Below are 21,478 nucleotides of genomic sequence, written 5' to 3'. Positions count from 1 at the left end.
ACGGTGGCCCCAGCACCCGAAGCGACCGTTCGCGGTAAGACGAGTAACACTATATCGACCAGTTCAAAGGAAACAGCAACGAGGAATGAGTATCGGGAATGCGCTCCGCGGCCTCACAGCAGGTATCGCGGTCCTTGGCTATGTTACCCTATTTGTGCTGTTGCAGGTCCGTGTGGTCCCAGTGTCGGCGCTGGCGGGGATTGCAGTACTCGCTACTGTTGCACTCGCCGTCGCAGGCGGACGACCCGCAGTTCGCCGCCTTCTGGTTCGCGGGTCGTCAGCTCAGGCGGACACGCCCGAATGGTGGCTCGCTCGTCTCGAACCCGCTGTCGAAGACGCCTGGAACGCGTATGCGGACCTAGTGCTGACAGTCGGACTGTTGGTCATCAGTGTCGGGTCCTTCGGCGGACTCATAACGTATCCGGGTGACGACCCGCCGTTTGGCCTCGCTATTGCCGGGTTCCTGTCGATGGTCTGTGGCCTCATCTCGCTCGGGTTTCTCATCGATTCGAGATACGAGTAAACGTGAGCGGTACGGGTTTGGCTCAGGCCGGGAACAGGAGGTACGGCAGGATAAACAGCAACAGGAACATGAACAAGAGAATGATGCCATAGCCGGCGAGCGTCCCGGCGGCTGTCAGCCACGCCGGATGGTCGAACTGCTCGGGGAGATGTGCCATACTGTGGAATTCAGTCGGGGACAGTATAGTGGTTTGGGAACGGGACGTAACCGAGGGACGGCACTGTCCGCCCTGTGCCTGCGAACGGTAAGCTTTCAACTGTCGGTTCAGTACACTGGCAAAAATGTATCTCGTCATCGTCGGTGCCGGCGATATCGGGTCGCCGTTGCTTGAAATTGCGACAGCAGGCGGCAACGAGGTCGTCGTCATCGAACGCAACGAGGAGCGAGCGGAACGCGCGTCGAGACAGTACGACTGTCTCGTTATCAACGACGACGCGACGGTGAAGGATACGCTCGAGGACGCCGGTGCTGACCGTGCTGACGCACTCATCTCGACAACCGATCAGGACGCGACCAACATCATGGTCTGTCTGCTGGCACAGGAACTTGAGGTGCCGGACATCGTCTCAGTCGTCCACAACCCCGAGCATATGAACGTGTTCCGCCAGATCGGCGTCAACACGATGCAGAACCCACAGCGGCTTATCGCCGAATATCTCTATCGAGCGGTTAAGCGACCGTCTATCGTCGATTTCATGCGCATCGGCGATCAGGCGGAAGTGTTCGAAATAACGGTCCAGCCCGGGGCTCCGATTGCGGGCAAAACACTGCAGGAAGCCAACACAGCGGGTCTCATCGGCGGGCAGACGCTCATCGTGGCAATCGAGCGCAACGGCGACAGCGACCCGATAACACCCCGCGGTGATACGCGCATCGAAGCGGATGACCTCCTCACGGTCTACTCGGGGGACGGTGCGACGCCGGAGGTGACCGACATCTTCGGTCATTCCGAGGACCACAGCTGATATGTCGCGACGGAACGGCGGGCTGTTCCCGGCGGACCTGAAGACAATTGCCCGCGATATCGGCTCGCTTCTGCTGATGGAAGCTGGACTGATGACGATCACGGCCGCGATTGCGCTGGGCTTTCAGGAGGCCTACGCCGCTTTCGGGTTCGTCACTGCGGCCGGGATGACTGCCGCTGTCGGCGGCCTTGCGACTCGCGGGTTCGCCGATGCCCCGGCCCCAGAGATGAAACATGGTATGGTTATCGCTGCCGGCGGGTGGCTGCTGGTCGCTGCGTTCGGGTCACTCCCGCTCCTGTTGACCGCGTGGTTCACGCCCCCTGCCGTCATGGACACGTTCGTTCCGGCCGAGATGGCCACGAGTACGTGGGAGCCGATCAGGGTCGGCGGAACGACAACGCTCTCCAGCCTGGCGTACTTCCGAAACCCACTCCACGCCTTCTTCGAGAGCATGAGCGGGTGGACAGGGAGCGGCCTGACGATGGCGATTCACGAGCCCTCGTTGCCCCGCGCAGTCCAGTGGTGGCGGTCGTTCATCCAGTACGTCGGCGGCGTCGGCGTCATCGTCCTGACCGTGTCTATCCTTTCACGGCCCGGCAGCGGCAGTTACGCGCTCTATCAGAGCGAGGCCCGCGAGGAAAAGATCCATCCAAGCGTCGTTTCCACCGTCCGAACGGTCTAGAAACTCGTCGCCGGCTACACGGTGCTTTCCTTCGCATTGCTGTTCGGTGCGATCCTCGCCAGTGACAGCGAGTACGCGGAGTCGCTGCCGCTGTGGAAGGTCGCGTGGCAGGCGCTTAATCATGCTATGACCGGCCTCACGACTGGTGGATTCTCGGTCACTGACAATTCGATTGCGACGTACAACTCGCCGCTCGTCGAAGCCGTCCTGTTGCCGATTATGATTCTCGGCGCGATTGCGTTCCCGGTCCACTACGTCGTCCTGCATGACAGGCAGATTCGCAAACTGGTGTCGGACCTGCAGACCCGCTGGCTGTTCATCCTGCTTGCAGTCGGTGTCGTCGCTCTCTCGGCACAAAACGCGTGGTCAGTCTCCGAGACCACCGGCGCGTTCGCCACACAGTCGTTCCTGCCGTTTTCGATCCCGATGCTTGACGCCCCACAGCTCGATGCAGTTCGGGACTCAGCGTTCCAGTGGGTCAGCGCCCTCAGCTGTACCGGCTTCCAGTCGGTACCGATCGGTCGCTGGCGCGCCGGCGGCAAGGTGCTCGTGGCCGGCGCGATGGTGCTTGGTGGTGCTGCGGGGTCCACTGTCGGCGGCATCAAACTCATCCGAGGGTACACCATCGTTCGCGGCATCGTCTGGCAGTTCTCGCGGGTGTTTCTCCCGACAAACGCAGTGGTTACGGTCCGCATCGGCGACCGAACGCTCGACCGCGAGTCGATGGAGCGGGAGTTCAGTGAAGCGGCCATCGTGACGCTGCTGTGGCTCATCATTCTCGTCACCAGCAGTGTTGTCCTCACCAACGTCGCAGGACCCGCGTTTGGCTACGCCGATGCCCTGTTCGAAGTGGCCAGCGCGCAGGGGAACGTCGGCCTTTCGACAGGTATCACCGGCCCGTCGATGTCTCCGGTCGCAGAGCCGATGTTCGTGCTGAACATGTGGGTCGGCCGTCTGGAGATAATACCGATACTCGTGTTCATCCGCGCTGGACTGTACGGGCTGGACCCGTGACTCGCCGGTCATCCCTCCGGCCGTCCTTTACTCTCGGTCAGGGTACACCTCGCCGAGAAACAGCCAGCGGGCTTTTGTGCCGCCTTCGGGTCTGGTCTCCTCCTCGACGTGGTAAAGCGCGAAGGATTGCTTCGCTGGGACCCCGCTCCACCGGCGATTGCGTCTCGTCATGGAATCGCAGGAGTTCCTGCGCGTAGATGATTGTATTGCGGAGTTCGTCAGGCGTCAACTGTGGCAGTTCCGTCGGAACCCGATCCGGAACTCCCTCAGGCGGTGTCGGTTCGTTTTCAGGACTGAACATACTGCCATCTCTGTCTGGGAGGCATATACCGAACTGGCAGCTACAGATAGGGAGAAAGCTTCCCGGACTCACTCGTTCCAGAACGCACCAGTAAAGAGCACGAACACTGGAATTATCTCTAACCGACCGATCCACATCAGGAAGATCATCAGCAGTTTGCTGGTCCCCGGGAAGCGTTCGTAGGTCCCGAACGGCCCCAGAAACCCGAACCCGGGACCGATGTTTCCGATAGTCGCTAAGCTTGCGCTGAAGGCTTCAAGCACAGTTAGTTCGAGCCCGACACGGCCCGCATCGAGGAGGAGGAACACCGTCGCGATACCGAGCGTGAGCAAGTACAATAGGGTGAACCCGTATATCGCGTTGATAACGCTCTCGTCGATGACCTGCCCGCCGAGCCGGACTGGTTTGACGGCGCTGGGATGGGCTGTCGTGAACAGTTGGCGTCGGATACTCTTGAACACGACGAGCCATCGGACGATCTTGATACCGCCACCGGTCGACCCTGCCGAGCCGCCGATAAACATCGCGAACAACAGGACACCCTGTGCGGTGCTGCCCCACTCGGCAAAGTTGCTCGTCGCATACCCGGTCGAGTTCAGCAGCGAAGCGACCTGAAACGTGGCCTGCCGGAGCGAGTTTTCAAGCGCTCCCTGCGTGATACCACCGAGTTCAAGTGGCGGCGCGGACCCGGTGAACAGCAGCCCCCAGAGGATGACGGCCACGCCGGCGTTCGCACCGAGGTACGCCTGCAGCTCGCGGTCCTTGAGGAAGGCGGCGTAGTCGTCCTGCAACAGGAGGTAAAACAGCGCGAAGTTCATCCCGGCGATGAGCATGAACGGAACGACGGCCCACTGGACGGCCGGCGAAAAGTAGGCGATGCTCTCAGCCTGTGGCGAGAAGCCGCCGGTCGGCAGCGTCGTGAACCCGTGGGCAACGGCATTGTAGGCGTCCATGTTCGGGGCCATCGATGTCTGGCCGAGGCCAAACAGGATGAGGACGAGCAGGACAGTAAAGCCCAGATAGAACAGCCAGAGGAGTCGGGCGGTCTCGGCTATCTTCGGCGTCAGCTTCTGGAGTTCGGGGCCGGGCGCTTCCGATTCGATCAACTGTGCCCCGTTGACGGCTGCCTCCGGAAGAATGGCAACCATCAGGACGATGATACCCATCCCGCCAAGCCACTGGGTGAGCTGTCGCCACATCAACAGCGCGTGTGAGTGGCGAGTGAACGATATTTCGTCGGTGGCGGTCGCGCCAGTGGTCGTAAACCCGGACATCGACTCGAACAGCGCGTTCACGGGCTCACCAAGCGCTGATTCAGTGCCATACCCCGCGATAACGTAGGGGATCGCGCCGATAACCGCGACGGCACCCCAGGAGAGACTGACGAACAGTAGCGCCTCGCGTGGTCCGAGTTCGTGAGTGTCGCTGACTTGCTCCAGCACCACACCGACCGTGATAGCGACCGCGATAGAAATCAGGAAGGCAGCGGTATCGTCTCCATACAGCAACGCAATCCCGAGCGGGACCAGCATTGCGACGGCGAGATATTTAATCACAGTGCCGGTCAAGGCAATACTCTGTCGCCAGTCGACACGAATCGACATCACTGATCACCGACCATTATCTGACGCTCACACACCCGCTATCAAAAAGCCCCGCGTTCTAACAGCGCTGCTTCCGGCGACACTCCTCGTTCTCAGCGTCGCTTCGGTGGGTTTCTGTTCCGTCCTGACAGCGTACCGAGCGCGTATGCAGTAGCCTCGTCCGCTGTCAATTCGCCGTTGAAACTGCTGGCGACGCTGAACTGACGACTCAGACGTGGCCGTGTTCTTTTGCCCCCTCCCGGATCTTCTTTGACCGCTTTCGGACGCGTGAGACGTACCGTTCGATTTTTTCCGGTTTCTCGCCGTAAAAGGACGCGGCCCAGTGGACGTCGACACCCTCTTGGGTGAGGAAGTAGGCGACAAGCGTGTCCCGGCCGGCCTGGATAACCGTCGGCGGCACGCCGCGCTCGCCGGTTCCAGCTTCCTGAAAGCCGTTCGTGTCGAAGTACACGTCGGCGTACAGCGTCGCCATCTCGGGGTCATCGAACGCAATCCCCTCGTGGTCCGGGGCCTCGAATCGGTACCGTGTGTCACCCTCGCCTGTCGTTCGTTCGACGATACGCACATCGAGGATGTACTCGCGGTAGGTGGAACTGTCCGTCGCTGCAGCAGCGGTGTCTGATTTTGGCATGGATAGGTCGGTTTGGTGTTACGGTTGCCGGCTTGTTCTGGCCGCAAGCGCTGCCACCGCGGCGAGTGAAGCGAGAACAAGCGCTATCGGGAGTGACCCGTTCGCGCCGGTCGTCGACTGCTCGCCGCCTGGCGCTGTGGTCCCTGCGGTACTCGGGGTACTGGCTGACCCGGCTGTGGACTCGCTGTCGGGTGACGACGCGTCGGTCATGCCGGCCACTGTCTCCGTCGTCGCGCCCGGTGACACTGCGAGCGCTGTCGGCGCAGTCGTTGGCTCGACCGCGCCGCCCCCGTCGGCATCGATTTGGCTCGACGTGACGGTCAGCTGCGTCTCGCCGCCGTCGACGCCAGCGAGCTGGACCGTCGCGAGCGTCACGTCGCTGGCACCGGGCTCGATCTGCCCGTCGAGATCAGCCGCCTCAAGCGTGATTGTCCCGCCGTCTGAACTAATGACGGGTTCAGTCGTGAGACCGAGGCTGGCCGGGTAACTCGCGTTTTCGAACTGGGCGACCGCGGGGTCGTCAACTGTGAGTTCGAGCTGGTAGCCGGCCAGTCCGTTCGGCGCGCTGGTGAGGACGACCGGTGCGGCCATCGTTTCACCGGCAGGGACGGAGTCGGTCTCGATGCTGATTGTCGGCGTACTCTGCCCTGCAGCGAGCGCGGGGACCGTCCCTGCGAGGCAGACGAGCGCGACGAGTGCGAGCGGGATGCCAGCGGCTCGGACGCAACCGCGTATGGAATAAGTGGTGTCGTCGGTCATTGTGTTGCTGTATCGAAAGATGGGGGAATCTCGGTTGCGGCCGTTAGTTGACCTCTTCGTAGAGCGCCGTCACGTCCGCGAAGTCGAGTTTGCCGTTCTCGTTGAAGTCGTACGCGCCGGTGTTCAGCTGGACGCTGTCGGAGTCCATGTTCGAGAACAGCACCTGCACGTCCTCGTAGTCGAGGCGGCCGTTGCCGTTGAGGTCCTCGAAATGCCCGTCGCCGTCCGGATCAGTCGGCGCGGCGTCGCCGACGACCGTCTGCGGGCCGCCCACGACGATACCGTTCCGAGCTTCTGCCTCGATGGCGTTGCCGCTCTCGTCGTCCATCTGCTCGATAGAGACAGTCAGGTCTGTCGTGCCGCCGCCGTTGGCGCGGACGTCGAGCGTCGCGAGTTCCACGTCCATCGCGCCCGACTGGACGTTCGTGTTGACGTCGGCAACCCGGATTGTCGCCGATGAGCCGTCGTCGCTGATGGAACTCTCGGTGAGTCCGAGTGCGTCGGGGAATGAGACGCCGGTGATAGACGCGATTTCGGGGTTCGAGACGCTGACGGTAAGCCGAGCGCCGGAGAAGCCAGCAGGGAGCGACGAGGCAGTCAGCGAGACGGTGCCTGTCGACCCGCTGCCGACCGCGGCGGAGTTGGCGCTGACGACGACGTTGGGCTGGTAGACGTAGAGGCCGTCGTTCGGGTACGAGCGAGCGGGGCCGCCAAAGCCGTCCTCACAGCAGAGCACGCGACCGTCCCGCATTGTGTAGACGTTGTCGATATTCCGGAGCGCGTCGTTCGCGTCTTCCGGAGAGTCGGTGAAGTCGGGACCGGTGATGACCGGTTCGAGCGTCGAGACGTTGTAGTCCGATTCCAGCACACCGCGGTAGACGACGCCGCCGTCGACGCGGTCAAGCTGGATATCGCCCTTGTCGTCCGCGAGCGCGTCGTTAAACTCCGAGATGCCGAAGTAGATGAAATCGCCGGGCTGGGAGTCGTCGACGCTGTCGACGCCCTCGGCCTTGTTGAACTCGATTGACGCGCCGATTTCCTTGGCGGCCGCGCGGGTCTCCAGGAACGGGACGCGCCGGAGTTCTTCGTCGACGCCGTCAGGCCCATTTGCCTCGTACTGCTCGGCCCACTCGATGATTTCCTCGTTCGAAATGTAGTTCTGGTTCCCGTTCTCGATGACTGCGAGGTCGGCCTGCTTGATCGTCTCCGCGGTGACCTCGTCGCCGTCCTCCCAGTCAGCGTGGGCGCTGAGGTAGTCGGCCTGGGTCACGTTGTCGTACTCGCTGACCCAGGACTCGACCTCGGCGTTGGTGGCGTGGCCGAGTTCGATCCATTCGATTTCCAGCGGGGTCTGTGCGGGGGAGTTCCGCTGGCCGGCCTCTGCGGCGTTGGCCGCGTCGTTGGTAATCTTGGGGGCGTACAGCGTTCCGGCGACATCCATCGGGTCGTCGTACTCCGGAATCGGCTCGTCGGCGACGAACTTGTAGATGCCCTTGCTGTCGCCGTCGGAACAGCCGTAGACGGTCCGCTGGTCGCCTTCGATGTCGGGTGCCTCCCACGAAGCCCGCCCCATCACGTAGTACTTGACCGCCTCGGGTTCGTCGGCGGTCGGCTCGCGGAAGTCGACGAAGTACCCGTACCGGTACGGGTTCGGGTACACGTCGTCAAGCAGCGTCGTCGCGAGGTTCTCGCCGTCGCCCTGGTCGTCGCGCTCCGCCCCGAGGTAGTACGCGAGGAACTCGACGCCGGTGAGCGCCCATGAGCCCTGTGCATAGAAGTTCTCGTCGAGGTCGCCGCTCTCGGCGTAGGACTCGATTGCGCCGGAAATCTCACTTGGGTTCGGCCGGTTCCAGAACTGACACCCGCCAATGAGTCCTTCGCCTGTCCCAGCCTCGACGATGTCGCTCACCGTCGCCGTCAGACTGACGCGGGGATGTGCGTAGTTCTCCTCGGCGGAAATCATCGTCCCCCACGGACTGAGGTCACCGTAACAGTTGATCCGCGTCCCGCCGTGTTCGCGGAGTGATTCAGTGTTCGTGAGGTTCATCGCGTTCTCGGTGTCCGCGCTCCACTCGCCGTTCTCGTCTTGGCTGAGCGGGACCCGCGAGACGCATCCGGGGCTGTTCTCCCAGTTGGTGAACAGGTACCCCTCGGTCCCCTCGTCGTTGCTCGGGACGAACTGATTGCAGTCGGGGTTCGTCGCCGCGCCGCCGTACTGTGTGCCCGCGAAGTTCTCCTGTGTGATGTCTGTCCCGTCGGGCGTCTGGACCACGCCGAGGCGCGCCTCGCCGCCGTTGATAGGTTCGCGGCCCTGGACGAGGATTTCGTAGTCGCCGGCCGCGGACCGGACCTGTCGCTGTTTCTCCTCGGTGTCCGGAATCCCCACTTCCGGGAAGTCGTCGTTGCTCCCGTCGAACTCGAACTGGAAGCCGCTGAAATAGCCCACTGCGGCCCGTCCGAACGGTTCGGGATTCTCCCCTTCCGGGTGCTGGAGGCTGTAGAGGAGCGAGCCGTCCTCGAAGACGAACGGCCCGGTCACCTCCGCGCCAAACGCTGTCGTCGAGAATCGCTTGAGACTCCCGGCGACGCTCGGAGCGCCCGGTGTGTCTGTTTCTTCGACCTCTTCCCCGCTTGCCACGCCGATGACGCTGGCCCCAAGTGCAGCAGCCACCGATTGTGAAAGTACCTGCCGTCGAGTGAAATCGACCATGCGAGTGAGGAGTGGCAGTGGTTATTAAAGCAAGTTTATAATATTTGTATGACGTATTCAGAGAGGTCTTGGTACATCGGATACACATGTACTGCTAATTTTCCAGATGTATAAGAAATAGTACTATTTTTGCGGAATACGTACTGAATAGCTCTGACAACATCCGCTCACGGACCTGTTGGAGCCCACCTACTTACCAGTAAGCGTACGGGGAGCTGACACTGCCCCGATACCACGATATGTCAGGTTGAAAATTAAACAGGTCGTCGCCGTGGAGCGCGGGACGAACGGCTACATTCCCATGTCGGCGGCCGGGTCGGGAATCGGCAGCGCGTTCGGCGACACGCCGAGCAGTTCCGCCGCGTGGTCGAGCGCCATGTCGAAGCCGTAGTACCGCTCCAGTTCGTCGCCGTCGGCGGTCGGCCGGACCTTCAGCATCGCGTACCCCTCGATATTCTGTGCGACCGCGGCGCTCCCGGAGTCGCTTTCGAAGGTCAACAGCCGTTCCTCGTCTGTCTCTCGATATGTGGCCGTGATGCCGTCGGCCGACGCCTCGACGGGGAGTTCGGAGTCGGTCATCGGCGACTCTAGGGACCGGGGGTATGCGAACTTGGCGGTCCGCTCGGAACCGCAAACGCGAAACCGGGCGGCTGTGACCGGACACCTATGGCGAAGTGGCTCCAGAGCGGCCGCCGGCGCGACATGTGCGTCCTGCTGGCCGCCGCAGAGGACGGGGAACTCTCCGGCCAACGGCTGAAGACGCGGCTCGAACGCCGCTACGACACGCGAATCGAACCCAAGAGCTTCTACGGCGCGCTCGAAGCGCTGGAGTCTGCCGGGTTCGTCGACCACCGCGAGGACGGCATCGCCGACAAGTACTCGCTGACCGACGCCGGCGAGCGGCGGCTTCGGGACCAGTTCGAATGGATGCAGGCGGCGCTCGGCGAGGACAGTTGATGCCGCTGCTCGTCGGCTCCCGACGACTTTCGCTACGCCGGCACTGATCGATGGGGTATCCTTTTGTGAGCGGTCCCATAGAACACGGATATGCCCCTGTCCCGCTCGCTCCTCTTGGCAGGTCTGGACGCCCTCCCGTTTGCGGCACTCGCCAGCATCGCAACGTACGTCTTCGCACGCACAGCTATCCAGCCGTCAGCAGTCGTCGGGATGCTCGCCGCAACGGTCGGCGTGGCGGTACTCCTCGCGCTGGGAACCATCAGCGCGAATCGGTATCGTGCGAACGGAAAATCGTTCTACTTCACGCGCGCGGTCGTCGTCGAAGGACTCCTCTCGATTCCCTAATCGAGAAGTTCGCTGGCAATGGTATTGCGGAGGACCTCGCTGGTCCCCTCGTAGATCTCGTTGAGTTTGGCGTCGCGGTAGAACCGCTCGGCCGGGAAGTCCTTCGTGTAGCCGTAGCCGCCGTGGACCTGAATGCCCTCGTTGGCCACTTCCCGGGACACCTCTGAGGCGTACAGTTTGGCCTGGGCGGCCTCCTTGACGAACGACTCGCCGGCCATCTTCTTGTCAGCCGCCTGGTGCATCAACAGGCGGGCCGCTTGCGTCTTCGTGTCCATGTCTGCGAGCTTGTGCTGGATAGCCTGGAAGTCGCTGATCGGCTGGTCGAACTGTTCACGGTCCTGGGCGTATTTCAACGCCTCGTCCAGCGCAGCCTGTGCGATGCCGACGCCGCGGGCCGCGATGGTGATGCGCCCGCCGTTGAGCGTCTTGAGCGCGTGGACGAACCCACGGCCCTCCTCGCCGAGTCGGCGGTCGGCGGGGATTCGCATGTCGTCGAACCGCAGTTCGGCGGTCGGACAGCCCTTGTCGCCGAGTTTGTGCTCGGTCCCTTCGACGATGAAGCCGTCGTCCTCCTCGGGGCGAACGATGAACGAGGAGATGCCCTTGTTGCCGGCCTCGGGGTCGGTCTTGGCGAACAGGACCACGGTGTCGGCAACGGAGCCGTTGGAAATCCAGAGTTTGCCGCCGTTGACCAGATAGGCGTCACCGCCGTCGACCGGTTCGGCGGTGGTGTCCATCGCCGGCACGTCACTGCCCGCACCCGCTTCGGACAGGGCGAACGCGCCGATTTCCTCGCCCGCTGCCAGCGGCGTGAGGTAGGTCTCTTTCTGGGCCTCGTTCCCGAACTCGTAGATCATATTGCAGGCCAGCGAGATGTGTGCGGCGACGATTGTGCCCAGTCCGCCGCTCCCCCGCGAGATCTCTTCGAGGGCCATGGCGTAGCTGTGGTAGTCCAGTTCGGCCCCGCCGTATGCCTCCGGAATCGGCATCCCCATCAGGCCGAGGTCGGCCATTTCGTCGACGAGGTCCCACGGGAACTCATCGGTTTCGTCAATCTCCGCTGCCCGCGGCTTGACTTCCTCGTCGACGAAGTCCGCGACCATGTCCTGTATCTGGCGTTGTTCCTGTGTGGGGCTAAAGTCCATGATAGATTCTAACGCTGGTTGGGTCTTTACTGTTGGCCAACGCGCGGCCCGTTGCCGGGTATTGTACTCTGTCGGTATTTGTCACCGCGGGTCTGTCAGTCGTAGTCGTAGAAGCCCCTGCCGGACTTTTTCCCGAGGTCGCCGGCCGCGACTTTGCGTTTGAGCAGGTAGGCTGGCTTGTAGCGGTCACCCAGCTCCTCGTACAGCGTTTCAGAGGCGTCGAGGACCACGTCGAGGCCGATGTGGTCGGCCAGTTCGAGCGGCCCCATCGGAACATTCGTCCCCAGCGTCAGCCCGCGGTCGATGTCTGCCTTATCGGCGACCCCCTCGTCGTAGGCCCGGATGCCCTCGTTTATCCAGGGCATCAACACGCGGTTGACGACGAAGCCGGGCTTGTCGTCGGCTTCCCAGGTCTCCTTGCCGATGTCGTGAGCGAACTCCCGACCGAGCGTCACCGTCTCGTCGCTGGTGTGCTCGCCGACGACGAGTTCGACGCCTTTCATCACCGGGACGGGGTTCATGAAGTGTAGTCCAAGGACCTGTTCGGGCCGGTCGGTGGCGCTGGCGATGGTCGTAATCGAGAGCGTACTCGTGTTGCTGGCAAGCACTGTGTCCGGTCCGCAGATCTCGTCGAGGTCCTCGAACACAGACTGCTTGATGTCCATATCTTCCGTGACAGCCTCGACGACGAGGTCGGCGTCCGCGAGGACGTCCATCTCAGTGGTGCCGGTGATGCGGGCTGTCGCCGCCTCCGCCTCCTGTTCTGTCACTGTGTCGCGCGCAACGAGTGTCTCGAAGCTCGACTGAATCTCCTCGAACCCGGCGGCGACTAGTTCTTCTGTCACATCGCGCATGACGACATCGTAGCCGGCCGTCGCGGCGACCTGAGCGATGCCGTTACCCATCGTTCCAGCGCCGACGACGCCGACGGTGTCGACTGTTTCGAGATGCATACCCGCGCCTTCGGCCGGCGGTCGTGTAAGTCTGCCGACGGTATCACCTCATCACGAGACCGGAAATCTACCGAGGGAATCAGTCACAGACTTAGCGGCAAGCACTGCCTCGCGGCGGAATATTCACTCGAAATGTAGTAAATGTCAGCAAAAAGATACTTATGATGTGCCAGAGAACGAACTTATGATGAGGGACCCTGCGGGCAGCAGGCTCGGAGAAAAATTCGACTGGTCACCGGATGGCCAGTCTCTGCCCCTACATCTGACAAATGAGTAAGTCACTCGACATCTCGACCACCGAAGCCGAGCAGACTGTCACGGAAGTCATCGACACCATCGCCGCGACGACACCGGACGTCCGCCGCGCTGTTGCCGACTACCGTGGCCAGAGCAACTCCGTCAACCCCACCGGCGACGACCAGCTCGCGGCTGACCTGCGCGCCGACGAACTGTTCGAGCAGCGGGTGCTGGGCATCGACGGCGTCACCTCTTACGCCAGCGAAGAACGCGCGGACGTGAAAACGACAGACGGTCGCCTCCACGTCGCGATGGACCCCCTCGACGGGTCGAGCAACCTCGAACCCAACAGCGGGATGGGGACGATCTTCGGCGTCTACAGCGAGCAGCCGCCGACGGTCGGCACCAATCTGCTCGCCGCCGGGTTCGTCATCTACGGCCCCATCACATCGATGGTCGTCGCTCGGGACGGCAGCGTCCGCGAGTACATCCTCGAAGACGGCGACAAGCGGGTCGTCGACGACGACGTGACGGTTCCGGAGGACCCCACGGTCTTCGGGTTCGGCGGCGGCGTCGACGCCTGGACCGACGAATTTGAATCCTACGCCGAGGACGTCCGCCACGAACTGAAACTCCGCTACGGCGGGGCGATGGTCGCGGATATCAATCAGGTGCTCACCTACGGCGGCATCTTCTCGTACCCCGCACTGGAGTCACGCCCCGAGGGGAAACTTCGAGTCCAGTTCGAGGGCCACCCGATGGCCTACATCCTTGAGTCGGCCGGCGGACGGTCTTCCGACGGCGACCAGTCACTGCTCGAAATCGAACCCGACGAGCTACACGAGCGGACGCCGCTGTATCTCGGAAACGACGACCTGATCGACCGGCTCGAAGCGAATATCGACTGACGCCCTGTCAGTCAGTAGCCGAGGTATATCGCCAGCGCTTTCAGAACGCTGTACAGTCCGATAGCAACGCCCAGTAGCCCGCCGAGAACGGTTCCGACGATGCCGTCGGGCCACAGCGAGAGCGGGTTCGGAATCCCGACCGACGGGAGCGCTGGAATCGGGAGGCCACCGCTGTCAGCCGTTACGTTCCCGACACGTTGCCCGTCGACAGTCAAGTTTCCAGTGGTGTTGTCCGGCATCGAGCGGGCAAACTCCGTCGTTCGCGTCTCGCCGGCAGGGACCGTGACTGTCCGCGTTGTCAGTATCGAGGTGTTGAGCGCGACGATCACGTTGTGGTCGCCGCTCGCGGTCCCCCGGTTTTCCAGCTCGACGGTGATGACGGTCCGCTCGCCGGGGCCGAGTTCTGATGGAACAGCCGTGGCGTTCGTGACCACGATATCTGGCTGTCCGGGTTCTTCTGTCTGTGTCTCGGGTTCAGGCGTCGATGTCTCGTTCGTCTCGGATTCAGACGTTGCCGTCTCATTTGTCGTCGCTGTCTCCGAATCCGCGTCTGCTGCTGTCGCCCGTTCGACTCCGACAACAAACGTTGAGAGGCTCGGTGATGTAGCCCGGTACACGATGTGCGATTCGGTCCGGTCGGCGACTTCAGTCGGTAACGGCGTCCATCCGTTGCTGTTCCGGAACAGTGTCACGGCTCCGGGCTCCGCGTCGACCGCCGCAAGTGTGTCACGGTTCACAGTAAACCTAACCAGCACATCCGCAGTTGGAACTGCGCCATTCTCGAGAGCAAACCGACTGATACCAGTGTGGCCAGTCGCAGTCGCGAACGACGGCGGAGGCTGGCGAGAGCGGATGGTGAGCGTCGCAGATTCGTTGGACGGGAACGACGCCGTGAGTCGTTCCAGTGTTCCGTTCGGGCCGCTGGTGAGTGCACCCACACGGGGCTGGATCACCTGTGACTGCCCAGTCCCGTTCACCGAGACACTTGCGACAGTCGCATTCGGTTGCTGCACGGTCACGTTCCCAACGGTTCCATTCCCCGTCACAGACACGACTCTGGTCACTGTTTCCGTGTTCCCAAATGGATCGGTAGCCGTCACTGCAACCTCGTGACTGCCAGGCGAGGCGAATGCCACGGTGATGTTCTCGCCGCTCAGAAGCGTGTCATCTCCTACCTGCCACTGGATAGACTCAACACCCTGGCCGTCTGTCGTTTCCGCTGCAGAGAACGCCACCGGTTCGCCAACTGTCGCGTTTCTCGGACCAGTAACCGTGACGTTCGGTCCAGTCCCATCATAGAGGAACGTCTGCTGTCGGGAAAAAGAGTTGTTGTTCCCGTGCCTGTCGGTCACCGACATCAGCAACAGTGAGTACTCGCCTTCTTCGGGGAACGTGTATTCCCGGGTGTAGATAGCTGAGTTGCCGGTACGTTCAGTGAATGCTGAGATATTGAGCGTGTCAAGCGACGCCCCGCCGATGGAGATGCGTAGTTGATCTAATCGTTCATGTGTCTCAACGGTGATTTCGGCGGTCGAACTGTTGACCCGCGTGACATTGAACTCCCTGTACTTCGGTACGACGGCATCCATTCCGGTTGCGGTGACTGTCTCATCCGGGAGTTCGTTGCCTGCCGTATCGGTGATGTTCGCAGTATCGCGAAGGCTGACTGAGACATTGTTTTTGTCTACCTTGCTTTCGAGGGCGAGCGACACACGCGCCCCACTTTTATTCGCTGCACTGATCGACGTGACAGAGACGTTCTCTACACGACCCGCAGTCAGTATAAAATCGTCTGCCTGAATCGTGTTCGTGGCTATCGACTCGTCGTCATACAGAGTGACCTCGATAGTCGTGTCGTCACTCCGCGTCGCGTTGCCCCATTCTGGTGGTTCAGTGTCTTCGGCTACAACGGTGTCTGTCGCAATAGGCATGAGAAGCGGGACAGCGAGAAGCAAAACCAGAAGTGGGAGCCATCGGCGCGGACTCCCGGGTATCAAAGGCGTGACTCGGGAATGGCCGATGGCACTCATATTACGTAGCTACTCAGGCACCCGATATCAATGGTGCGCCACCATTATGAGAGGTGATAATCGCGTGTGGGGACTATCTGCAATCTATATCGGGGTACCGAACCCGTCGTTGACAGTCGCCCCGCTGGCATCGCGTTTCCAGGGAGTATACAGCCCCTACCAGTTCGGTTTCAATAGTAAACAGTGTGTATTTAATATACCGGATGACAACAGGATAACAGACCACGTGGGGGCGTGGTTGCGGAGGGTGACGTGTTCACAACGGACCGAACGGTCCCGATAGGGACCATCGACGGGTGGTGTAGCGCCCTGCTCGACGAGCTTGCAGCCGTCGAGCGAGAACTATGGCTTGTTGTCGCCGTGACGCTTATCATCGACGTGTGGCTGACACACGTTGGCCTTCAGCACGGCCTACACGAAGGCAACCCCGTGATGCGGGCTGCGATAGAGACGTTCGGGATCGCCGTCCTCGGCGTGACGAAAGTCGGCGTTCTCGGGCTGGCGGGGGTGACCCGCCGTCTGCTGAGCGATCAGCGCGGCGTCGTCGTGCCGCTCGGGCTGGCGCTCCCGTGGGTGGCGGCGGTCGTGATTAACGCGGCCCTCCTGATTAGTCTGTAGCTACCTCGGGGGTATACTGTCCTCAGCTTTCGTTCGCTCACCGACCCAACAGCCCGCACGCATTGGGTCGCTGTAGGCGACTCAGGCGCGGACATTCCGTTTGGCTATTAGTTCCGTTGTGCGTAATTTCTGTCTGGAAAATCCCATGGACGGCGGTACCCTTTTCCCCACAGTCTGAGACATAACCCGTATGTCGCCTGAGGTGAACCCGTTTGAGAGTTTACAGGAGCAGATCGACGACGCGTCGGACTATCTCGAATATTCGACTGACGTGCTTGAACGGCTGAAACACCCCGAGCGAGTGCTGGAGGCAAACCTTTCCGTGGAGATGGATGACGGCTCTGTCGAGGTGTTTCGTGCCTACCGATCACAGTTCAACGGTGACAGAGGGCCGTACAAGGGTGGCATCCGCTATCACCCGCAGGTCACACGCGACGAGGTCAAGGCACTGTCTGGCTGGATGGTGTACAAGTGTGCTGCGGTAAACATCCCCTACGGCGGCGGGAAAGGCGGCATCGAGATCGACCCGCGCCAGTACTCGGCCAGCGAAATCGAGCGGATAACACGGTCATTCGCGAAAGAACTCCGCCCGATTATCGGCGAGGACCAGGACATCCCCGCACCCGATGTCAACACCGGCCAGCGCGAGATGAACTGGATCAAAGACACGTACGAGACGCTGGAAAACACCACCGAACCCGGCGTCATCACCGGCAAGGCTCCGGAATCGGGCGGCAGTGCGGGCCGTGTCGAGGCGACCGGTCGCTCGGTGATGCTCACCGCGCGGGAGGCCTTTGACTACCTCGGCAAAGACATCGAGGACGCGACGGTGGCCGTGCAGGGCTACGGAAACGCTGGCTCCGTGGCTGCAAAACTCATCGAGGACCTTGGCGCGAACATCGTCGCAGTATCAGACTCCTCCGGAGCCGTCTACAACCCTGACGGGCTCGACGCCCGCGACGCGAAGGCGTTCAAGAGCGAGACCGGGTCGCTGGCCAGCTACGAGGGCGCGAGGGAGGAGCTGACGAACGAGGAGTTGCTGACGATGGATGTGGACCTGCTCGTTCCGGCGGCGCTCGAAAACGCCATCGACGGCGGCCTCGCGCAGGATGTACAGGCTGACATCGTCGTGGAGGCGGCAAATGGCCCGCTGACGCCGAACGCGGACGACGTCCTCACCGAGCGTGACGTGGCCGTGTTCCCAGACATCCTCGCCAACGCCGGTGGCGTCACGGTGTCGTACTTCGAGTGGGTTCAGAATCGCCAGCGGTTCTACTGGTCCGAAGAGCGTGTGAACAACGAACTGGAGACCATCATTACGAACGCGTTTGACGACCTCGTCGAGACATACGAGCAGACCGGCGCGCCGAACTTCCGGACGGCGATGTACGTCGTCGCAATCCAGCGTGTCGTCGCTGCGGCCGAGGAAGGCGGCATCTGGCCCTGACCGCGTCCCGGACTCAGTCGCGGCTATCGCGGGTGTTTTGCCGGCGCTTCCCCTACTGTGTGTATGGACATTTACGAGCGCCAGGTTCGCGTCGAAGCCCCGCTGTCAGAAGTCTGGAAATTCCACGCGACAGGCGATGGACTGGTCGCGCTGACCCCCGACTGGATGAACATCCGCATCGAGGCGGAGCGGGGGCCAGATGGCCAGCCAGACCCCGACGAACTGACCGCCGGGTCGGTCGTCGAGTCCTCGATCAAGCCCTTTGGTGTGCCGCCCCGCCAGCAGTGGGTCTCAAACATCGTTGCCCGCGAAGAAGGTGATGACGAGGCGATGTTCCGCGACGTGATGGAGGAAGGGCCGTTTCCTCACTGGGAACATACGCACACCTTCCGGGCGCTGAGCGACAGAGAAACGCTCGTCCACGACCACGTCGAGTTTGAACTGCCCGGCGGACCGCTCGGCCGGGCGCTTGGCCCCTTTGGCTGTCTCGGGATGGAGCCGATGTTCCGGTATCGCCATCAGCAGACGAAGGAACTGCTCGAAGGGTAGCGTGGCCTGCCCGCGGGCGACACGGCCCCGACTATGGTATCCGGTGTTTCTTTAGTCCCGTGCCGGATACTATCGCGGGATGAGTAGACGTGTCGTCGCAATACCAGATGTGGCTGTGCTGTCTCCGTGCCACAACGGAGCAGGATGGGCGTGACCGAGCCGCGAATCGACCCGCGAATCGGGCTGGTCGTCGCCGTTCTCGCGGTCAGTACGAGCGCGATTCTCGTCCGGTGGAGCGATGCCGCGGCGTCGGTGGCGGCGTTCTACCGTGTTCTGTTGACGACCGCACTGCTAGCCCCGCTGGCGCTGGGGCGGCACCGGTCGGCGTTCGGGCGGCTCGCTCGACGGGACGTACTGGCGGCGGCGGCGACCGGCGTCGCGCTCGCAGTGCACTTCGCCGCGTGGTTCGAGAGTCTGGCGTGGACCAGCGTCGCGGCGTCGGTCACACTGGTCCAGTGTCAGCCGCTGTTCGTCGCCGTCGGCGCGTGGGCGCTGCTGGACGAGCGCGTCACGCGTGGCACGACGGCAGGCATTCTGGTCGCTATCGGTGGCATCGTCGTGATGTCAATCGGCGAACTGCTCGGCGGCGGAGCGGTCGGCACGCGGCCACTGTACGGCAACGCCTTGGCTCTCGTCGGTGGCGTTATGGCCGCCGGCTATGTCCTCGCCGGGCGCTCGCTCCGCCAGCGGTTCCCCCTTGTCCCGTACGTGACCGTCGTCTACAGCGTCGCGGCTGTATCGCTCCTCGTTTTCGTCGTCGCGTCGGGCCACCCCGTGACCGGCTACCCACCACGGGAGTGGGCGCTGTTTCTCGCGATGGCTGTCGGCCCCGGCGTGTTCGGCCACACCGTCCTCAACTGGGCGCTAGCACACGTCGAATCAAGCATGGTCAGTGTCTCGCTGCTCGGCGAGCCGGTCGCGAGCGCGCTGCTGGCACTGCTGTTGCTCGCAGAGACTCCCGGGCCGTCGACCGTCGTCGGTGGGGCCGTCGTGCTCGTCGGTATCGGCGTTGTTGCCAGAAGTCGAGCCGTCGGGGCACCCCCCGCAGACTGAGGCCGTTCCGGTCAGCCTACGCGCGTTTCTCTACGGCTCCACGGATTTCTGCGGCGGCGAAGTCGTGGTCCGGGCGGATGTTGACGAAATCGAGGAACTCCTCCGCGGCCAGCAACTCAGACGTATCGTAGTGACGTGCGGCGGCGGCGACTGCGGTCGGTGCACCGATGAGCGGCTCCAGTGCGCCCAGCGCACACGCGAGATCATAGGCCCGGGCGTCACTGATCGCCGCTTCACGGACGCTCGTGGCGTCGATGAAGTACAGGTCGTCGTGGGCCACGAGTACGTTCTCACAGCGGAAGTCGCCGTGTGCCAGGCCGTCCTCGTGCATCCGGTGGAGGAAGTCAAACACCGTCGGACTGTGTCGCTCGACGGTTTCGGCCGGGAGGTCGTCCAGCGGCTCGAAGTCGGGGATGTATTCAAGTACCAGCACGCCCATTCCATCGTATTCGAATGCCTCGATTGGCTCGGGAGCGTTGACGCCGATTTCCCGCATCCGCTGGGTCGCCGCCAGCTCGTGTTCCGCCATCTCGTAGGGCGTCCCGAAGTGCTCGAAAAAGCCCTCTGTGCCGGACGAAAACGCGCCGATGTTGCGGCCGGCGGTCAACAGCGTGTGAACCAGCGAGTTCTGCCCCGTGATGACCTTCACGAACCACTGGTCGTTGACGACAAGCGGCGTCGAGAGCCAGTTATCGGCCTCCAGAAACGTCACGTGGGCCGCGGGCTCGTCGTACCGTTCGATTACCGCCTGCACCACGCCTTCGAGTTGCTCCCAGGGGACCGTCCCGCGGAGGAATCGCCGGAACGCCATTCCCTCTAGGAAACGCCGTGGACGGGCAAATGGCTTGTGTCTGTCGGCGTGTGCTATTTAGTAACACAAAACATAGCTTCGGTATGGAGTTCGACGTTCCCGGCGAACACCGGATGATACGGGATTCAGTCCGCGAGTTCTGTGAGAATGAGATTCAACCGATAGCACAAGACATCGAGGACGAGCACCGCTTCCCGGCCGAGATATTCGAGGAACTCGGCCAACTGGACGTGATGGGTGTGCCGATCAGCGAGGAGTGGGGCGGGCTCGGCGGCGATACGCTGATGTACGCGCTGGTCGCCGAGGAACTCGGACGTGTATCTGGGAGTATCGGACTCTCGTACGTGGCTCACACGTCGCTCGGGAGTAAGCCGATAGAGCTGTTCGGCACAGCCACACAGAAGGAGCGCTGGCTTACACCGCTCGCCACCGGCGAACAGCTCGGCGGCTGGGCGCTGACGGAACCGGGAAGCGGGAGCGACGCCAGCGACATGGACACGACGGCCAAGCGAGACGGCGACGAGTACGTCATCAACGGCACCAAGCAGTTCATCACGAACGCCTCCGTCGCCGGCTCGGTGCTCGTCAAGGCCGTCACAGACCCCGGAGCGGGCTACGACGGCATCTCGACGTTCATCGTCGCGCCCGAGGACGACGGCTGGGCGGTGACGACCGAGTGGGACAAGATGGGGCTGAACGCCTCGCCGACCTGTGAACTCCAGTTCGACGACTGCCGGATTCCTGCGGACCGACTGCTCGGCGAGGAAGGCGACGGCTGGGAACAGACGCTGCAGACCCTCAACGGCGGCCGCATCTCTATTGCTGCGCTCTCGACGGGACTCGCACAGGGGGCCTTCGAGGCCGCGAAATCCTACGCCACCGAACGCGAACAGTTCGACCGTCCCATCTCGAAGTTCGACGCCGTCCGGGACAAAATCGTCGAGATGGACCGCAAAATAGAGCGTGCTCGGCTGCTGACTCACAAGGCTGCGACGATGTACGACCAGGGAGAAGACGTAACGCGACTCTCGTCGCTTGCGAAACTCGACGCCAGCGAAATCTGTCGCGAGGTCGCCGAAGACGCCGTCCAGGTGCTTGGCGGCTACGGCTACACGACAGACTTCGCCCCGCAGCGGTTCTACCGGGACGCGAAGCTCATGGAAATCGGTGAGGGCACAAGCGAGATACAGCGGATGGTACTCGGCCGAGAACTTGGACTTTGACGACGCCTACAGC

Annotated in this window: 21 protein-coding genes and 1 pseudogene; 11 read left to right on the top strand and 11 right to left on the bottom strand. The window is 62.4% G+C overall.

Going from position 1 to position 21,478, the window contains the following annotated elements; all coding sequences use genetic code 11:
• Positions 1 to 85: 85 nt before the first annotated feature.
• Positions 86 to 523 carry a hypothetical protein gene (locus D3D01_RS12165; RefSeq protein ID WP_121512363.1) on the top strand — a complete coding sequence of 146 codons (438 nt, stop codon included), beginning with the start codon at positions 86 to 88 and terminating at the stop codon, positions 521 to 523.
• A 22-nt stretch (positions 524 to 545) separates the two neighbouring features.
• On the opposite strand, the gene D3D01_RS24840 is transcribed toward D3D01_RS12165, so the two are convergent.
• Complete coding sequence (locus tag D3D01_RS24840; protein ID WP_255410434.1) at positions 546 to 680, bottom strand: hypothetical protein; 135 nt, start codon at positions 678 to 680, stop codon at positions 546 to 548.
• 124 nt (positions 681 to 804) lie between these two features.
• Between D3D01_RS24840 and D3D01_RS12160 the strand changes: the two genes are divergently transcribed.
• Both D3D01_RS12160 and D3D01_RS12155 read left to right on the top strand, forming a co-directional pair.
• Positions 805 to 1,488 carry a TrkA family potassium uptake protein gene (locus D3D01_RS12160; protein WP_121512362.1) on the top strand — a complete coding sequence of 228 codons (684 nt, stop codon included), beginning with the start codon at positions 805 to 807 and terminating at the stop codon, positions 1,486 to 1,488.
• 1 nt (position 1,489) lies between these two features.
• A pseudogene (locus D3D01_RS12155) lies at positions 1,490 to 3,184 on the top strand (potassium transporter TrkG).
• A 27-nt stretch (positions 3,185 to 3,211) separates the two neighbouring features.
• Here D3D01_RS12155 and D3D01_RS24525 read toward each other — a convergent pair.
• From D3D01_RS24525 to D3D01_RS12125, 6 genes are all read right to left on the bottom strand, one after another.
• Positions 3,212 to 3,355: a hypothetical protein gene (locus D3D01_RS24525; protein ID WP_233563343.1), complete on the bottom strand. Its 144-nt coding sequence runs from the start codon at positions 3,353 to 3,355 to the stop codon at positions 3,212 to 3,214.
• 198 nt (positions 3,356 to 3,553) lie between these two features.
• On the bottom strand, positions 3,554 to 5,089 hold the full coding sequence (locus tag D3D01_RS12145; RefSeq protein ID WP_121512361.1) for a TrkH family potassium uptake protein: 1,536 nt from the start codon (positions 5,087 to 5,089) through the stop codon (positions 3,554 to 3,556).
• A 208-nt stretch (positions 5,090 to 5,297) separates the two neighbouring features.
• Positions 5,298 to 5,720 (bottom strand): hypothetical protein, encoded by a 423-nt coding sequence (locus D3D01_RS12140; RefSeq protein WP_121512360.1) that lies wholly within the window; start codon positions 5,718 to 5,720, stop codon positions 5,298 to 5,300.
• A gap of 18 nt (positions 5,721 to 5,738) precedes the next feature.
• A complete protein-coding gene (locus D3D01_RS12135) occupies positions 5,739 to 6,479 on the bottom strand; it encodes a cell surface protein (protein ID WP_121512359.1) in 741 nt (246 codons plus the stop codon).
• A gap of 43 nt (positions 6,480 to 6,522) precedes the next feature.
• The gene (locus D3D01_RS12130; protein WP_121512358.1) at positions 6,523 to 9,189 is read right to left on the bottom strand and encodes an alkaline phosphatase PhoX; all 2,667 of its coding nucleotides are present in this window, start codon (positions 9,187 to 9,189) and stop codon (positions 6,523 to 6,525) included.
• A gap of 291 nt (positions 9,190 to 9,480) precedes the next feature.
• Entirely contained in the window at positions 9,481 to 9,768 is a 288-nt protein-coding gene (locus D3D01_RS12125) for a hypothetical protein (RefSeq protein WP_101349980.1), read from the bottom strand.
• 87 nt (positions 9,769 to 9,855) lie between these two features.
• Here D3D01_RS12125 and D3D01_RS12120 point away from each other — a divergent pair, with 87 nt between their 5' ends.
• Together D3D01_RS12120 and D3D01_RS12115 are read left to right on the top strand one after the other, a co-directional pair.
• Positions 9,856 to 10,146, top strand: coding sequence for a PadR family transcriptional regulator (locus tag D3D01_RS12120; RefSeq protein ID WP_121512357.1), 291 nt, complete (start codon positions 9,856 to 9,858; stop codon positions 10,144 to 10,146).
• 90 nt (positions 10,147 to 10,236) lie between these two features.
• Complete coding sequence (locus D3D01_RS12115) at positions 10,237 to 10,491, top strand: hypothetical protein (RefSeq protein ID WP_121512356.1); 255 nt, start codon at positions 10,237 to 10,239, stop codon at positions 10,489 to 10,491.
• On the opposite strand, the gene D3D01_RS12110 is transcribed toward D3D01_RS12115, so the two are convergent.
• Positions 10,488 to 11,636, bottom strand: coding sequence for an acyl-CoA dehydrogenase (locus D3D01_RS12110; protein WP_101349983.1), 1,149 nt, complete (start codon positions 11,634 to 11,636; stop codon positions 10,488 to 10,490). The two genes, D3D01_RS12115 and D3D01_RS12110, sit on opposite strands and share 4 nt — an antisense overlap.
• A gap of 95 nt (positions 11,637 to 11,731) precedes the next feature.
• Positions 11,732 to 12,589: a 3-hydroxyacyl-CoA dehydrogenase family protein gene (locus D3D01_RS12105; RefSeq protein WP_101349984.1), complete on the bottom strand. Its 858-nt coding sequence runs from the start codon at positions 12,587 to 12,589 to the stop codon at positions 11,732 to 11,734.
• 269 nt (positions 12,590 to 12,858) lie between these two features.
• Between D3D01_RS12105 and D3D01_RS12100 the strand changes: the two genes are divergently transcribed.
• Positions 12,859 to 13,734 carry a class 1 fructose-bisphosphatase gene (locus D3D01_RS12100; RefSeq protein ID WP_121512355.1) on the top strand — a complete coding sequence of 292 codons (876 nt, stop codon included), beginning with the start codon at positions 12,859 to 12,861 and terminating at the stop codon, positions 13,732 to 13,734.
• An 11-nt stretch (positions 13,735 to 13,745) separates the two neighbouring features.
• Here the strand turns inward: D3D01_RS12100 and D3D01_RS12095 are convergent, their stop codons facing one another.
• Positions 13,746 to 15,764, bottom strand: coding sequence for a PKD domain-containing protein (locus D3D01_RS12095; protein WP_121512354.1), 2,019 nt, complete (start codon positions 15,762 to 15,764; stop codon positions 13,746 to 13,748).
• Between the two features lie 234 nt (positions 15,765 to 15,998).
• Between D3D01_RS12095 and D3D01_RS12090 the strand changes: the two genes are divergently transcribed.
• The 4 genes from D3D01_RS12090 (at position 15,999) to D3D01_RS12075 (ending at position 19,431) form a co-directional block, all read left to right on the top strand.
• The gene (locus D3D01_RS12090; RefSeq protein ID WP_121512353.1) at positions 15,999 to 16,382 is read left to right on the top strand and encodes a DUF5658 family protein; all 384 of its coding nucleotides are present in this window, start codon (positions 15,999 to 16,001) and stop codon (positions 16,380 to 16,382) included.
• 190 nt (positions 16,383 to 16,572) lie between these two features.
• Complete coding sequence (locus D3D01_RS12085; protein WP_121512352.1) at positions 16,573 to 17,829, top strand: Glu/Leu/Phe/Val dehydrogenase; 1,257 nt, start codon at positions 16,573 to 16,575, stop codon at positions 17,827 to 17,829.
• A gap of 63 nt (positions 17,830 to 17,892) precedes the next feature.
• Positions 17,893 to 18,378, top strand: a complete 486-nt coding sequence (locus tag D3D01_RS12080) for an SRPBCC family protein (protein WP_121512351.1) — start codon at positions 17,893 to 17,895, stop codon at positions 18,376 to 18,378.
• 144 nt (positions 18,379 to 18,522) lie between these two features.
• Complete coding sequence (locus D3D01_RS12075) at positions 18,523 to 19,431, top strand: DMT family transporter (protein WP_101349990.1); 909 nt, start codon at positions 18,523 to 18,525, stop codon at positions 19,429 to 19,431.
• A gap of 16 nt (positions 19,432 to 19,447) precedes the next feature.
• On the opposite strand, the gene D3D01_RS12070 is transcribed toward D3D01_RS12075, so the two are convergent.
• Positions 19,448 to 20,242, bottom strand: coding sequence for an RIO1 family regulatory kinase/ATPase (locus D3D01_RS12070; RefSeq protein ID WP_101349991.1), 795 nt, complete (start codon positions 20,240 to 20,242; stop codon positions 19,448 to 19,450).
• Positions 20,243 to 20,325: 83 nt separating this feature from the next.
• Between D3D01_RS12070 and D3D01_RS12065 the strand changes: the two genes are divergently transcribed.
• Positions 20,326 to 21,465: an acyl-CoA dehydrogenase family protein gene (locus tag D3D01_RS12065; protein ID WP_121512350.1), complete on the top strand. Its 1,140-nt coding sequence runs from the start codon at positions 20,326 to 20,328 to the stop codon at positions 21,463 to 21,465.
• The last annotated feature ends 13 nt before the right edge of the window (positions 21,466 to 21,478 follow it).

The sequence above is a fragment of the Haloarcula sp. Atlit-7R genome, from assembly GCF_003666065.1.
GTDB classification, from domain to species: Archaea; Halobacteriota; Halobacteria; order Halobacteriales; family Haloarculaceae; genus Haloarcula; species Haloarcula taiwanensis.
Note: the sequence above shows the minus strand (reverse complement) of the source record. Positions and strands in the feature narration are given on the sequence as shown.